The 15,966-nt window shown below is 31.1% G+C and carries 19 protein-coding genes; all 19 read left to right on the top strand.

Going from position 1 to position 15,966, the window contains the following annotated elements; translation table 11 throughout:
• Positions 1-626: hypothetical protein (locus tag G529_RS15945; RefSeq protein WP_035696124.1), on the top strand; the 626-nt coding region annotated here is incomplete at its 5' end.
• A gap of 159 nt (positions 627-785) precedes the next feature.
• Positions 786-1,427, top strand: coding sequence for a Hachiman antiphage defense system protein HamA (locus tag G529_RS0112900; RefSeq protein ID WP_084509791.1), 642 nt, complete (start codon positions 786-788; stop codon positions 1,425-1,427).
• A 236-nt stretch (positions 1,428-1,663) separates the two neighbouring features.
• Positions 1,664-4,012, top strand: coding sequence for a helicase-related protein (locus G529_RS0112895; protein ID WP_026915919.1), 2,349 nt, complete (start codon positions 1,664-1,666; stop codon positions 4,010-4,012).
• 164 nt (positions 4,013-4,176) lie between these two features.
• On the top strand, positions 4,177-4,797 hold the full coding sequence (locus tag G529_RS0112890; RefSeq protein ID WP_026915918.1) for a hypothetical protein: 621 nt from the start codon (positions 4,177-4,179) through the stop codon (positions 4,795-4,797).
• Positions 4,798-4,949: 152 nt separating this feature from the next.
• Positions 4,950-5,150 (top strand): hypothetical protein, encoded by a 201-nt coding sequence (locus G529_RS16670; RefSeq protein WP_026915917.1) that lies wholly within the window; start codon positions 4,950-4,952, stop codon positions 5,148-5,150.
• 549 nt (positions 5,151-5,699) lie between these two features.
• Positions 5,700-6,203: a hypothetical protein gene (locus G529_RS0112880; protein WP_157514669.1), complete on the top strand. Its 504-nt coding sequence runs from the start codon at positions 5,700-5,702 to the stop codon at positions 6,201-6,203.
• A 218-nt stretch (positions 6,204-6,421) separates the two neighbouring features.
• The gene (locus tag G529_RS0112875) at positions 6,422-6,703 is read left to right on the top strand and encodes a type II toxin-antitoxin system RelE/ParE family toxin (RefSeq protein ID WP_026915915.1); all 282 of its coding nucleotides are present in this window, start codon (positions 6,422-6,424) and stop codon (positions 6,701-6,703) included.
• 17 nt (positions 6,704-6,720) lie between these two features.
• A complete protein-coding gene (locus G529_RS0112870) occupies positions 6,721-7,020 on the top strand; it encodes a HigA family addiction module antitoxin (RefSeq protein ID WP_026915914.1) in 300 nt (99 codons plus the stop codon).
• Between the two features lie 133 nt (positions 7,021-7,153).
• The gene (locus tag G529_RS0112865; RefSeq protein ID WP_026915913.1) at positions 7,154-8,110 is read left to right on the top strand and encodes a DUF3887 domain-containing protein; all 957 of its coding nucleotides are present in this window, start codon (positions 7,154-7,156) and stop codon (positions 8,108-8,110) included.
• Positions 8,111-8,260: 150 nt separating this feature from the next.
• Entirely contained in the window at positions 8,261-9,091 is an 831-nt protein-coding gene (locus G529_RS0112860; RefSeq protein ID WP_157514667.1) for a CPBP family intramembrane glutamic endopeptidase, read from the top strand.
• Between the two features lie 440 nt (positions 9,092-9,531).
• Positions 9,532-10,074 (top strand): hypothetical protein, encoded by a 543-nt coding sequence (locus tag G529_RS0112850; RefSeq protein ID WP_026915910.1) that lies wholly within the window; start codon positions 9,532-9,534, stop codon positions 10,072-10,074.
• Between the two features lie 88 nt (positions 10,075-10,162).
• Positions 10,163-10,828 carry a hypothetical protein gene (locus tag G529_RS0112845; RefSeq protein WP_026915909.1) on the top strand — a complete coding sequence of 222 codons (666 nt, stop codon included), beginning with the start codon at positions 10,163-10,165 and terminating at the stop codon, positions 10,826-10,828.
• A 183-nt stretch (positions 10,829-11,011) separates the two neighbouring features.
• Positions 11,012-11,593 carry a hypothetical protein gene (locus tag G529_RS0112840; protein ID WP_026915908.1) on the top strand — a complete coding sequence of 194 codons (582 nt, stop codon included), beginning with the start codon at positions 11,012-11,014 and terminating at the stop codon, positions 11,591-11,593.
• Between the two features lie 9 nt (positions 11,594-11,602).
• The gene (locus G529_RS0112835; RefSeq protein ID WP_026915907.1) at positions 11,603-11,854 is read left to right on the top strand and encodes a hypothetical protein; all 252 of its coding nucleotides are present in this window, start codon (positions 11,603-11,605) and stop codon (positions 11,852-11,854) included.
• A gap of 139 nt (positions 11,855-11,993) precedes the next feature.
• Positions 11,994-13,085, top strand: a complete 1,092-nt coding sequence (locus G529_RS0112830) for a hypothetical protein (RefSeq protein WP_026915906.1) — start codon at positions 11,994-11,996, stop codon at positions 13,083-13,085.
• Between the two features lie 174 nt (positions 13,086-13,259).
• Entirely contained in the window at positions 13,260-13,745 is a 486-nt protein-coding gene (locus G529_RS0112825; RefSeq protein WP_026915905.1) for a hypothetical protein, read from the top strand.
• A 175-nt stretch (positions 13,746-13,920) separates the two neighbouring features.
• Positions 13,921-14,547, top strand: coding sequence for a hypothetical protein (locus G529_RS16285; RefSeq protein ID WP_051201455.1), 627 nt, complete (start codon positions 13,921-13,923; stop codon positions 14,545-14,547).
• 181 nt (positions 14,548-14,728) lie between these two features.
• A complete protein-coding gene (locus tag G529_RS0112815; protein WP_026915904.1) occupies positions 14,729-15,088 on the top strand; it encodes a hypothetical protein in 360 nt (119 codons plus the stop codon).
• 380 nt (positions 15,089-15,468) lie between these two features.
• On the top strand, positions 15,469-15,843 hold the full coding sequence (locus tag G529_RS0112810; RefSeq protein WP_026915903.1) for a hypothetical protein: 375 nt from the start codon (positions 15,469-15,471) through the stop codon (positions 15,841-15,843).
• Positions 15,844-15,966: the final 123 nt, after the last annotated feature.

Here is a 15,966-nt window from a genome sequence, read left to right as displayed (position 1 = left end):
TTAGTTTTAGCAATGAAAAATTCGAGCAATTAAAGTTTGAAAAACAAGTTGCTTATGAAGTTTTTCCACAGTTGATGGATTCAATTCATTCCGATTCACGAATAGAATTTCAAATACCTCCTCCTCCAACAGAAAATGAGCAAAAACCGACTGATACAATACCATTAAGAGAAATATATAAAGATCTAGAAAGGCAGGAAAAAGAGTTATATAAAGACACAGTTAAGTTAGTAACTGCGATTGTGGATTCTACATTAATTATCAGCAAAGAAGATAAGTTAGCACTAATAAATCATTTTGATTTAAAAGAAAAATCATTAAACATTTCAAACATTGATTCTAAGTATCGAATTGATATAAATCAACTAAAAGCAGACCAAAAAATTAGATTCATATATAGATCTGAATTACCTGTAGGATATAAAATCTGGAAAACTGACTATGAGTTTTACTTAAATTCTGTAATAAGTTTTAGTAGAATACAGTTTGATAAAACTTTATCTTATGGTGTTATGAATTTCAATTATCAAAGTGGGCGGCTGAGTGGAGGAAGATTTAGAATATTTATAAAGAAGGTAGATGATAAGTGGCTAATTGATTGGATTGATTTAACAGCTGTTTCGTAGCAACATACTTGCAACAACAACGGTTCATCGCCAATAAGCGGCACCGTTAGATAGAAAATAATTAACTTGACCAACAAAACAATACTAAGCCGACAAAACCGTGTCCTTTACTCCGCCAACTGGCGATAACCGAGACCGTTAGTCACAAGCCAATAACGAATGAAAGAAAGCTTAAAGAAGTTAATCGATAAAACTATTCTACCTGAATGCAGTCTACCTGACTCAACAAGAAATCTCGAGAAAACTTTTATTACTACACAGAATGTAATGGATGACTGTTACAAAATAAAAGATGACTTAGATTTATCCAAAATCGTCTATGAAGGTATATTATACTATTCTTACGATGAATTCCAATTAGAAGGAGGTAATCATCAGAAAATGTTTTTAAATGCATTTAATAGGAAATTTAAATACAATTATTCTGCAAGCGATCTCTCTAAAAGAAAATTAGGGATTTACGGTGAATCTCTACTTTATTCCGTTCTAAAACATTTCTATAAAACGAATACTCTGATATCTAGAGGTTATTTCTACGATGTCCAGAAAAAATCAGAAGTTACTGGATATGATGCTTTTCATTTAATCCAAAGAGAAGATCAGCTAGAATTGTGGTTCGGAGAAACAAAATTTTATGAAGATTGTAAAGGAGCTATAGATAGTGTTTTTAGAAGTATAGAAAAAGCTATTTCGGACGATTATTTAATAAATACAAATTTAGTGACCATTCTTCAACACAAAGGAAGTATTGAGGATAAAAGCTCTAAAATCTATTCAATCTTAGATAGATGGGAAAAATGACATATTGATTCTCTTGAAAAGGAGTTAAATGAAAATAATATCCGTTTGATTTATCCAGTATTACTAACCTATAATTCTATAAGTGAATCCTACGACGACTCAATAACGCTTGCAATAAACCACATTAAAGATAAATACAGTCATATTAACTTTAATAAGATCAGCATTGAATTCTCAATCTTCTTCATTTTTATGCCCATAAATGATGTTAAGACAAGTAAAGAAAATATTATCAGATGGATAGATACGAACGAACCATTAATGTCGTAAAAGCATTAAACCTATTTAATAATGGAGAATTAGAAAATCATAAGTTTCTAAGTTATGTAAACGAATATTTTGATTTCATAAAAAATGAAAATTTAGATGATGCAGATAAGAAATTTTTAATGTATTTATCTAATAGAGCAGGCATCCCACATTACTATGATATTTTGCCAAACTTCAATAATCAGAATACTTTAAAAATCGAGGATGAAGAGATCGGTCTTAGCACAGTGTCTTCACTAATTTATGAGTCTAGTTTATATACCGATAATAACTCGAAACTTCACCAATTTCAAAAAGAAATTTTGGATCTTTTTGAGTCTGACAAACCAAACCGTTATTTTCTATCAGCATCAACTTCTTTTGGTAAAACTCATCTGGTTTATGAGGTTATTAAAAAAATCCAATACAAAAACATTGCTTTGATTTTTCCTAGCATTGCATTGTTGTCAGAAAATCTGGCTAAAATAAAAGAAGGTAGAATTGAATTTCCACAGAATTATGAAATTCACACTCTGAGTGATTTAGAAAGCAATTATGGAGATTATAATATTTTCATTTTTACGCCAGAAAGATTTCTTTCTTTTTTAGATAAAAAAAATAATGACTTAGAATTAGATTTCATCTTTATTGATGAAGTCTACAAAATTGACAATGGTTATATAATTGATAATGAAGCAAAAGAAAATGAAAGAGATGTGGCATATAGAATGTCCATATTCTATGGATTATCTAAATTTCCAACCATTGATATTCTTCTCGCAGGGCCATACATCGAAATATTAAACGAGAAATCTGAAAATTATAATCCTTCATTCGATTTATTTCTGAAGGATTTAAACATTGAAAAATTATTACGAAATAAATACGAAATAGTTAAAGTTAGTCAGACAAATATTGAGAAAGAAAACAAGGAGATAACCGTTGACGGTATTATTTTCGATTTTCGAAATAAGAAAAGTAAAAAACTCAAGATTCAAGAATTACTTGATAGAATATTAGTTCAAAATGAAAATGCAATTATCTATTGCAATACGAAAGCTATAACGGAAAAGGTTGCCTCAGAATATAATAGAAGCGGTATAGATACTGATTACTATCAGGCTTTTTTAGATCATTTAAAAAGTACATATGATAACGAGTGGATAGTAATTAATTCTCTGGAAAAAGGAATTGGTGTTCATCATGGTGTTGTGCCCAAATACATTCAAAAAGAAATCGTCTCTTTGTTCAATGATCCTAACTCAAACATTAGAATTCTATGTTCCACAACTACAATTACAGAAGGAGTAAACACAACTGCAAAAAACATGATAGTCTATAAAAGTCTTAAAGGCTCGGGGCAATATTCTAAGCCATTATTGACTTTTGATGCAAAAAACATTGCTGGTAGAGCTGGAAGGTTCATGGAGCATTACACAGGAAGAGTAATATCATTAGATACCGATTTTATCAACAAACTGAATCAAATTGGAGAACCTATTACTCATAAGAATTATGATCCTAATCAAGTAAAAAAGGAAATTGATGATGAAATGACTCCTAATGAATTTTTAGACGATAGAAGTAAAAATAGACTTCTTGAGGTACTTCGAATGCAAGAAGAAAGAGGAATTCCGGATGATATAATATCTCAGTTTAAAGTCGTAAGTCGTAGGAATAAAATTAGAATCTATGACAAAATAATCAATCTTGACTCACTTCAGCATTTAAAGGTGAATAAACTCATAAGAAGGTTGAATGGACCTAATATTGGAATAGACAAAGATGGGTTCCAAGTCGTAATCGATTTATGTTTGGAGATTATAGACAATGAAAACTTAAAAAGCCTAATTGAAAATAAATTTAAGGACAATTATACCCCAAATAGTTATTCAATTCTTTTTGCTTCCCTTAATAGTTATCTAAGGTACGGATTCGATGGTGTTTATAAATATTACTTAAGGAAAGAGAGAAAAGGAGGTAATAAAAACGCTGTAAATAGTGCCATGCGGCAAGCTTCAAGTTTAATCTTTAATACATTCAAGTATCAACTCGTAAAATATCTTGGAATTTTCAATCTCATGTACAAATTTATTGAATCAAGAAAAGAGAATGTTGATTTCGAAGATATATCTGGCATTGATAAATTACTTATTAAATTGGAATATAATGCATTTAGTGAAGAAGCTAGAATTGCTAGTGATTTTGGGGTGCCTGAAAAAATAGTTAATTATTATGATTCCAATAATCCATCAGAAAGTAAGAAGATTTTGGATGAATTTGATAGTTATGAAATAACTGTTTTTAATAGAATTAGAAGAATAATTGAGGAATAAATTGGCCAGTGGCTAACAACGGCTCATCGCAAATAACGGATATTGTCGAAAAATTGTAATTTTAGAAATCAGGAAATAAAAAACCTAAGCCGACAAATCCGCGTCCTTACTCCCGCAACTTGCGATAGCCGGGACCGTTGTAAACAATTTTAAAAGATAATTCTATGTCAAAATTTAACCTATTTATTCTAATATTTTTAATCAATTTTATAGGCTTTGCTCAACAAGCAGAACAATTTCGCTTAAAATCAAAATTAGTAGTCCCTATAGAAAATCACATTCAAGAGTCCCTGTTTCTCGGATTAGAGAAGATTCATTTTGAGCTAGATAGCGTTCAGTCTTTAAAAGGGAAAAATTATAAAATTATCATTAAAGAATATCGAGATGGTCAATTGTTCAAAGAAAATTTAGCGATTGATACTAAAGAAGAAAAAATGCCAACTATCGGTGATAATTTTGAATTTAATTTGATAACTCAAAATATATTGAATTTTGAAAAAATTGCATTTTACTTTCCACGATATCAGAATAAAAACATATTTGAAACACTTGAAGTTTTTCAAGATGGTAATTTTAGCTTAAGACCTTTAAATGATGGCTCACCTTACTTAACTTTTCAATTAAACGAGCCGTTACAAATTGCTCTAATTACTCCTCCTAACAGGGATCCTAATAAAGGAAATTTAGGTTATTGCGAAGTAACGAACGGCAATGTAATAGTTAGCGAATGGTATAATAAGTACAGAATTCCACAGTTTTTCCTTGTTTATTTAGTGGTACATTAAAACTGTTTACAACAACGGTTAATCGCCAATAAGCGGCACCGTTAGTAAGAAAATAGTTAACTTGACCAACAAACCAATACTAAGCCGACAAATCCGCGTCCCGCACTCCGCCAACTGGCGATAACCGAGACCGTTGTAGAGCATTAATAAGAATGAAAATTAAAAGATTATTTCTAGTTCTAATAATTACTTTTAGTTGTAAAAATTCCTCTGATAGAAAAGAAGAACTTAAATCAACTAAAGAAAAAGACCAGAAATCGGATACAATAGATGGTTCCGAACAGCCGAATAAATTTACCTGGAGTAATTTAAAAGATACATTAAAAATTGAAGGAAAATCAATTGTAATTTAGAGACCGGATAGTTTAAGATTCAATTCTCATTTAAAATCAGGAAAAGAATGGATTTATGAAGTAGATTCTGATTTTGGATTTGGAATAACCAAAGCTATAGATTCATTTCACAATCCAAATATTGAAAAATTCTTCACCGATAGAAGATTTCTAAAGATTAATAATTGCTATGAATGCCCGATATTAGTTGACAGATATACAATTGATTATGGAATAATTATGGTCAGTAAGAATAAGAGAATTAAGATTTACCAAAACGTTTATGGAATGGAGTATTATCTGGAACTATTCAACAAATATTTTACAAATTAACGCTCTACAACAACGGTTAATCGCCAATAAGCGGCAGCGTTAGAAAGAAAATAATTAACTTGACCAACAAATCAATACTAAGCCGACAAATTCGCGTCCTTTACTCCGCCAACTGGCGATACCCGAGACCGTTATATGCTATATTTTATGAGAGATTCGAACTTACTATTTCTTTTATTTTTTCTTTCCATTATCAATTCGTTCGCCCAAAACGAATCTAATTTTGATCATTTTGTGATGTCCGAAATCGGAAAAATTAATAACGATGAAACCTTAGATTCTGTTTCTGTAACTCAAGATACCATCAACGATAAAAGACCATATAGACTGGAAATATTTTTTGGGGAGGATGATAAGAATAAGAAGCTAGTTCTAGTGACCGAAAAAGCTATTCTACCTGATTTCCCTGGTGGCAGAAATGTATCAAATGGAGAGAGATTTTGGGAAATCGAAATTATTGATAGGAATCTCTGGATTAAACACGAACTATTACGTGGGCATTTTGAACATAAATTCCAGTATGGGGACGGAAAATTTAAATTAATGGAATATAATTCCGTAGCATCAGATGGACGAGGTAAGATCTTTTATCAAAATCTCGATTTTATAACTGGAATCCGTAGAACTCAAACTGACAGTTATGAGCAAGATAAAATTTTAAAGAAGGAAGAAGAATTCGTCAAAATTGAAGGAAAACCCGATTTGTCTAATTTTGAGCCCAAATCAAATAGATTCTATTAAAAACACAGCATATAACAACGGTTAATCGCCAATAAGCGGCAGGGTTGGAAAGAAAATAATTAATTTAACCAACAAAACAATAGTAAGCCGACAAACCCGCGTCCCCTACTCCGCCAACTGGCGATAACCGAGACCGTTAGGCAGCATAATTTAATTGTGCTTAGAACTTTAAATTTTTTACTTATCTTTGACGTTAGTAGCGTTAAACAAAATTATTGGTGTTAAAATCTTTTGCAGAAAAAGAAACTGACAAAATTTGGAATGGAACACAATCCAGAAAGTTGCCTGCTAATATTCAAAACGTAGCTAGAAGAAAATTAAGAATGCTCAATAACGCACAAAATATTAATGACTTACGCATTCCTCCAGCTAATCATCTGGAAAAGTTGAGTGGAAATTTAGAAGGTTATCACAGCATTAGAATTAATAAACAATGGAGAATAATGTTCAAATGGGAAAATGATAATGCATTTGAAGTTCAAATTATTGACTACCATTAAATTTATAATTTAGAGATATGAAAAAACTTGAAAACATACATCCGGGAGAAATCTTGAAAGAAGAGTTTTTAGATCCAATGGAAATCACTGCATACCGACTTTCCAAAGAGACATTTATTCCGCAGACAAGAATAAGTGAAATCATTAAAAAGAAAAGGAGAATAACAGCTGACACAGCCCTCCGACTTTCAAAGTATTTTGGAACAACTGCTAAGTTTTGGTTGGGCTTACAAGATGATTATGATTTAGAGGAAGAAAGATCTTTGAAAGAGAAAGAATTCAATAACATAAAACCGTTGGAAAATAACGCTGCCTAACATCGGTTCATCGCCAATAAGCGGCAGCGTTAGAAAGAAAATAATTAATTTGACCAACAAACCAATACTAAGCCGACAAATCCGCGTCCCCTACTCCGCCAACTGGCGATAACCGAGACCGTTGCCCACAATTATGAAACAAAGCTTATTACTTCTAATATTATTGCTTTCATTAAATTTTAGTAATGCTCAAGAGCAAACAACTGCTAGCCAAGAAACGGTAAAATTTTTTATTGAAAATTATAACGCAGGGAACTTTGAGGAAATCTATAGTGCATTTTCATCCCAAATGCAAAGAACTCTACCCAAGAAGGAAACAAATCATTTTTTAGCTAGTCTTAGAAGTGAAGCTGGAAAAGTGAAAGATTATAAATTCAGCGGATACCTAAAAGAATCTTGGGCAACCTACAATACAAGGTTTGAATATGAAAAATTTCAGTTGCATATTTCTAGCGATAAAAATTCAAAAATAAATGGACTTTTAATTAAGCCTATAAAAAAAGAAAATATGAACTCCACAAACCTTATTCTTCCATTTAAAAATGAATGGTATGTTGGTTGGGGCGGAGATACAGAGGAATTAAATTATCATGTGAAATTTGAATCTCAAAAACATGCCTTTGATTTTCTTGTAATGAATGATAATGGAAGATCATATCTAAACGAGGGAACAGAAAATGATGATTTTTATGCATTTGGAAAAGAAATAATTTCTCCTGCTTCGGGAAAAATAGTTTCGGTAGTTGATGGAATTCACGATAACAAACCAGGTGAAACGAATAAAATGCATATCCCTGGAAATTCAGTAACTATAAAAACAGCAAAAAATGAATTTTTATTTTTTGCGCATCTAAAACAAGGTTCTATTCAAGTAAAAGTTGACGAAGAAATTAAACAAGGTGATGTAATTGCACTTTGTGGAAATTCTGGTAATTCAACAGAACCACATCTTCATTTTCAAATTCAGACTAATAAGTACATTGATTCAGGATCTACTCTAAAATCCTTTTTCAAAAATATCGAAGTTAATGGAACAGTGCAAAAAGATTATTCTCCAATTAAAGGAGATAGGATCAAAAATATACCATAACTGTGGGCAACAACGGTTCATCGCCAATAAGCGGTAGCGTTAGAAAGAAAATAATTAAATTGACCAACGAACCAATACTAAGCCGACAAATCCGCGTCCCTTACTCCGCCAACTGGCGATAACCGAGACCGTTGGCTGTAATTATTTAGAGTGAGTATAACTAAAGCACTTTTATTAACCTTTCTATTGATAATAATATTTCTCCTGGTTCAAATAGGAGTTTTAGGTCTAATGGAATTATTTGAGCAACCAATTTCATTATCAAATCCGCATCAAAAATGGGTTAGTAAAATTCTTGGGTTTGTAATTAGCTACTTGGTATTATTTAAAATTTTCTGGAAAGTAGAAGTTCCAATTAAAGTAAATTTTAAATTAAATAAATATAAAATTTCAATTCTAATATATTTGATAATAGCTTCTATAGGCATAGAACTATTATATCAACTATTTTTCGATATAAATAAGTTAATGGAATTCTATAATAATGGTTACTTAAATCTTGAAAAAGAAAGTTATTCAATTAATCAAATAGATTTATTATATCAATTTGTAACTGTGATTTTTATAACTCCATTATTAGAAGAATTATTTTTTAGGAAATTTCTAATATCAAAACTTCTAAAAAAGAATAGTATAATCACATCTATATTAATTTCAGGTTCCTGTTTTGCTATAATTCATATAGAAACACCTGTAAATTTAATTCCTTCATTCCTATTTGGAATCTTAAGCGGATTGATTTTCATAAAAACTGGAAAGATTCTTTATTCCATATTTTTTCAGATTTTAATGAATAGTTACTATTTGATATTTCTAATTAATGCTTCGAATTACAATGATTGGATTTATAGTTTAAATTTTAATTACATCTACTGGAGCTTAATATTTTTAGGATCTATACTTACATTCGTGGGAATGAAGAAAATAACTACAGCCAACAACGGCTCATCGCAAATAACGGGTTTTGCCGAAAAAGTGTAATTTTAGATACCAGGAAAGAAAAAAATTAAACTGACAACTCCGCGTCCCTACTCCCGCAACTTGCGATAGCCGAGACCGTTGGCAATAATGCCAGAAACGTTCATTGTAATAAGAAACTAAAATCTTGATCCTTAAGGTATCTAAGTCTATAGACTTTACTATGCTCGTAGTTAGAATATGGCAAAACATCAATCCAATTGATTTATTAACCACTTTAAAAACTCTGATTATGATAAAAATAGATGAAATTAAGAATAGCTTTAAAAAAGTGAATATTATTAAGTTTATTAAAAGTATAGTTTTGGGAGTTGCACTCGTAGGGTAGATGGTCATACTTCTAACTATAAAGTATAGAAATATATAGTAGCTTAGGTGCTGGATTCAAGACTGAGTGCGGGGAGGTTCGACTCCTCCCTACCCTACCATTCAAAAAATATATAATGGAAGTAAAGAGTTTTAAAATTTCAGGTCATTCCACTAAACAAGAATGGGCTGTATACATATTCGTAGCCACACCTATAGAAAATATAGGATCAACCAAATTGTATGTTGGAAAAGTTGGCGATAACAGAGATGGATGTAATCCTGTAATTTCTAGAGTTGGAAATCATTTTTCACATAATAAGATTCATTCTCAAATAAGAAACAAAATTGAAAATACGGAAAAGTATAATTATGAGTACTTCTACTGCCATTTTGGAGAATATAATTGCGAAAAAAATATTAGAAAAATTGATAGAGATAGAATCAATGAATTGGAACGTAGATTAAATAAAATTCTACAAAGAAAAATTAGAAGTTTAGAAGAATTCGAATTGATCAATATTTATAAAGGCACAGGTTACATTTCTAAAAAAGAAAAAGAAAGGCGTAAGAATCTTATAAACAAAGAAGAAATGATAATGCTAGATAAACTTTCAGATAAGGCACTATTGCCAACAACGGTTCATCGCCAAGAAGCGGCAGCCTTAGATAGAAAATAATTAACTTGACCAACAAACCATTACTAAGCCGACAAATCCGCGTCCCTTACTCCGCCAACTGGCGATAACCGAGACCGTTGTAGCAAATATGTTTAAGAAAATTTTCGTTTCCATAATAGTCCTAATATTGCTTAGTTTTAGCAATGAAAAATTCGAGCAATTAAAGTTTGAAAAACAAGTTGCTTATGAAGTTTTTCCACAGTTGATGGATTCAATTCATTCCGATTCACGAATAGAATTTCAAATACCTCCTCCAACAGAAAATGAGCAAAAACCGACTGATACAATACCATTAAGAGAAATATATAAAGATCTAGAAAGACAGGAAAAAGAGTTATATAAAGACACAGTTAAGTTAGTAACTGCGATTGTGGATTCTACATTAATTATCAGCAAAGAAGATAAGTTAGCACTAATAAATCATTTTGATTTAAAAGAAAAATCATTAAATACTTTAAACATTGATTCTAAGTATCGAATTGATATAAATCAACTAAAAGCAGACCAAAAAATTAGATTCATATATAGATCTGAATTACCTGAAGGATATAAAATCTGGAAAACTGACGATGAGTTTTACTTAAATTCTGTAATAAGTTTTAGTAGAATACAGTTTGATAAAACTTTATCTTATGGTGTTATGAATTTCAATTATCAAATTGGGCGGCTGAGTGGAGGAAGATTTAGAATATTTATAAAGAAGGTAGATGATAAGTGGCTAATTGATTGGATTGATTTAACAGCTGTTTCGTAGCAACATACTTGCAACAACAACGGTTCATCGCCAATAAGCGGCACCGTTAGAAAGAAAATAATTAACTTGACCAACAAACCAATACTAAGCCGACAAATCCGCGTCCCTTACTCCGCCAACTGGCGATAACCGAGACCGTTATGGGCAATTAAATTTATAAATTCAACTAAACAATAAATCATTATGAAGAAAACTACACACATTTTATTATTATTTACAATTATTTTAAGTCTATTCTCCTGTAGTAAAGAAGATGATAATGAACAACCAAGTAATGGAGTTTTTATAAGCATCAATAATGATTTAAGAGAGCCAAGTTTAAATAATACTTCCAATTACCAAATTGAGTTATCGAGTTATAGTTTCAATTCAACAAATCGAGAGCCATCAGGAATCCAATTTGTAATGGATATTCACGATCCAGATAAACAATACATCGGTGGAATTGGCGGAATAACAACTTGCGCAGAATTGGAAGTTTTTATTGATGTCTTTAGAACGGATTTAGAAAGTCCTAAGACGATTAGTACAATTTTCAATGCATATGGACAATCAAAAGAAGAAAAACAAGATAAAGCGGAAGTATTTATAAGATTTAAAGATGATGAGGATGATGTAATTATGGCCGGAACAGCTTTAGAAAATCAGACCATTAATGTGAAAAATGAAAATGGAGAATATGTAACAATCTTTGAAAATTTAACTTTTGAAAGTACTGACGGTACTACTAATTTCACTGCAAGTGGAAGAATTATAGCTAATTAACTTATACAAATGAAAATTAACGATATTGTTAGGTACAAAAAGTTTCCTTTTGAAAACGATCTCTTTAAAATTGTAGGAACCAAAGATATACCTTGGACTAAAACAACACCTTATAAACCTGGTGGTACTAAAATCAAGGTAGAAAAGGATAAGGATTTTGTTCTTTTAAAGAAAAACGAAAATAATTATAACACTATTGGGATTGACGAAAACGGACTCCAAGTTCATAAAAAAGATTTAGAACTATTTAAAAGCCCATAACAACGGTTCATCGCCAATAAGCGGCACCGATAGTATGAAAATAATTAACTTGACCAACAAACCAATACTAAGCCGACTAATCCGCGTTCCCTACTCCGCCAACTGGCGATAACCGAGACCGTTATGTAGCATTATTTTAATGAAGATAAAGAAAACAAGAATCGATGGTATAAAAATGTTTCAAGCCCCAAAAGGGTTAATGAATATAAATGATGATAGTGAAGTTGTAAAAAAGGCTTTAGAAGAAAAACCATTAAAGAAGTGGTATCAAGAAGTGAAGCAGAATAAAGCAAACACAATTCTTTTCGATAATGAAAACGGAGAAGCCTATCAAGCCACTACTATAACAAAAAATAAGAAAATTTATGCTGGAGTTGCTCCAAATTTAGTTCAAGCATATTTCGACATAGCACTCGAACAAATTCAATGGACAAATAAATATGCAAACACATTTCACTACATAGCGAAAAAGAAGTTTGGAGAAGTTCATCTCATAGATACACCAATTTTCCACAGATTTATCCAATATAGAATTTCAGCGATTATTTTTCTTCATTTAACTGTAGAAGCTTTTATAAATCACATAATCCCGGAAGATTTTGTTTATCCTAAAACAGAGAATTCAAATTCAGGAAAATTTATTGAACAAATAACGAAGCTATCAAAAGACCAAATTGAAAGATGGGTTTCGTTTCAAGAAAAAATCGAAAAGGTAGTTCCTTTAATTCCTCACTTAAATTTTGACATTGAAAGGAATCGAGATATCGTAGGAAGAATATTGGAAATAGTAAAAATTCGCGATGAAATAATCCATTTAAAATCCAAAGGAAAAGAAACTAATATCCACTATGAAAAAATCTTCAATTTTATTGGATCTAGAGATCTAGAAAAATATTTAAGTGCGGTAAAGAAATTCATAAATATAATCGACAAAGATTTCATTAAAATTGATTCTATTGATGAATCCAACTTTAGGCAAGAAATACAAATTTCTAAACCAGAAAATTTACACATTGGTGTTCTTTTCGAAATAATTAAAGTAAAGGAAGAAAGAATCACACTATACATTAAAAAATGGAAAGAGCTAACAAAAGATAGTGATCATATAAAATCAGTATTAGCTCATTTGAAATTGATGGAAGAAATGAACCTAATTATGGATTATTTAATTGAAGAAAAACCGTCCAAATTTATTGTCGAAATATTCAAGAATGCTGAGCAAATAAAATAACGCTACATAACAACGGTTCATCGCCAATAAGCGGCACCGTTAGAAAGAAAATAATTAACTTGATCAACGAACCAATACTAAGCCGACAAATCCGCGTTCCCTACTCCGCCAACTGGCGATAACCGAGACCGTTGGCAACAATATTGACAGACACCTAAACACACAAAAAAAACAATGGGAATATTTAACTTTTCGAAAAAAGAGGAACTCAATTACACGGATTTTAATACAATGATGATTGATAATGTCTATCTAATCAAAATACCAAAAGAGTGGAATAAATATGAAAGCGACCGATTTAGAGCACGAACGAAAAATAAAAGAATCGACTTTTCTATAACCAATTACGGAAAAGAAATTTCAACAGCTGACAATTTTGGAATCGAAGAATTGAAAAACCAATTCTTACCATTATTTGACAAGTTTGTTAACGAAGGTGGTTATGTCTCAAATAAAGATTTAGAAATCGGAGAAAATTTTATTTATCAATCTTTTAAAGTGGGAAAAGAAACTCAATATTATTATTACACAAGTAGAGTAATAAAAAATGATTTAAGAGTTGTAATTGGATTAATAATTAGACAAATTGGAAAATTGGAACCGAAACATACTGAATTAATTAAAAATATGGGAAAAAGTATAACCCATAAAATAGTATAACATACAGTTGCCAACATCGGTTCATCGCAAATAACGGGTATTGTAGAAAAAGTGTAATTTTAGAAACCAGGAAAGAAATTGGTTAATCCGACAAGTCCGCGTCCCTACTCCCGCAACTTGCGATAACCGGGACCGTTGTGTGCAATGTTCAGAAAAATCCGAACTAAGAAAATAAGTGGATAAAGAAGATTTTAATAAAACCAATAGAAAAGATAAGCCTCTAAATACTAAAGAATGTCTTACGTTTTTCTTCCTTCCTTTCTTTACTACCAAACCGATTTGGAGAAATGATCATTTTTCTCAATCCGAACTTGAAAGATTTGAAAAATATGGATTTGATGAAAAAATTGATCAAGCCAAGACAGTTCAGAAATTTGGTAGATTATTTTGGTTCGGAGTTATAGTTATAATTATTACTCTTACTTCCTGTAAATCAAGTCAAAAACAAGTTCTATCAAATATGACAATTGATAATAAATCCTCAAATGGTTTAATTGAAAATCGAGTTCCAGATTATGGAATTGATGGAGCTGATGGAGATGTTTATATGGATGAAATATCGATGAATATTTATAAACTTGAATTAAATTATATTGAAGGAAAAGTTTTCTTCAGCGAAAATAAAGAGCCTCTTTCCAACGCTTATATAGATTTGTATGTAAACAATAAAAGTCAAGATGACACTCTTAGAATTTATTCAAATAATGATGGATATTTTGAAAAAAGATTTGATGGTAATTTAAAGAGTTTAGAAGTTAAATACGTTGGAGCAAGAAGTTTAAAAGTAAATTTAGAACAGTAGAACACAGCACACAACAACGGTTAATCGCCAATAGACGGCAGCGTTAGAAAGAAAATAATTAACTTGACCAACGAACCAATACTAAGCCGACAAAGCCGCGTCCCTTACTCCGCCAACTGGCGATAACCGAGACCGTTGTAGCCAATATTTGCAGTGTGATTGCGATTAATACAATAACTACATGAATATTAAGAATCTTATACTTTTAACCCTAATTGCTCTCTTATCATCTTGTGATACTAGCACTGATAAAAAGAACGCGAAAATTGATAATTTCGACAAGATATTTATCGATAGTCTAGTTCCCATGGCTGATAAAAGTTATTCGGTTTTTTACGTAAAAATCAAGGGAAACTCAAATGACTCAATCAGACTGAATATCAGTTCGGATAATAATGAATATGAAAAATTCGATTATTACTTCATTGGTGATTTTGAGGAAGAAATACGTATGGACTATTATGGCGAATCAAAAAAATATATAAAGTTGGATCCGTATAAAGCTACAGATGGAAAACTGGAGTTAGATTACCAATTGTAATTATCGTGCAAACACTGGCAACAACAACGGTTAATCGCCAATAGGCGGTAGCGTTAGTAAGAAAATAATTAAGTTGACCAACAAAACAATACTAAGCCGACAAATCCGCGTCCCTTACTCCGCCAACTGGCGATAACCGAGACCGTTAGCCACAATTATGAAGCAAGTCTTTTTCCTATTATCATTTATTTTATTGCTATCGTGCAAGAATTCGGATGAAACAAATAAATTGAAATTTCCTAACTCCGAATTGAAGCATATTAGCTTTTTTAGAAAAAGATTTTTACCTGCCTTCAAAGTTTGAAAACACATCCTTAGATTCTATATTTCAACATAGAATATCCTACTCTGATACTACTGACGATTTATTCTTAAATAAATTGAGATATGAAGAGCTTTTAAATTCTAATTCTCAATTCGAATACTTTATAGATAAATCGAATCCTAATAATACGATAACTTTTATTCTGGGAGAGTATGTCGCTCTAAACGAAAATGTCCTGGAGCTATTCGCGGATATGCTACAAAATAGAGATATGTCAGAAGTTGGATTTGAAAGACATTTAATTGAAAAGAAGTTTTATGACCTCAGTTACGCTGATATTGTAAAGGTTAGATTCAGATATAGCAATGACGTAAAGAAAAGTTACTTAACCCAATATCTCATCTCACATAACTTCAAAACTGTAACTATGATTGTCACAAATACAGAAAACGAAGATTATGATCACCTAATCAAAAATTTTTCGCTGTAACATAACTGTGGCTAACAACGGTTAATCGCCAATAAGCGGCAGCGTTAGAAAGAAATTAATTAACTTGACCAACAAACCAATACTAAGCCGATAAATCCGCGTCCCCTACTCCGCCAACTGGCG

Source organism: Christiangramia portivictoriae DSM 23547 (genome assembly GCF_000423045.1).
Classification (GTDB): Bacteria; Bacteroidota; Bacteroidia; order Flavobacteriales; family Flavobacteriaceae; genus Christiangramia; species Christiangramia portivictoriae.
This window is presented reverse-complemented; position numbering and strand designations above follow the sequence as displayed.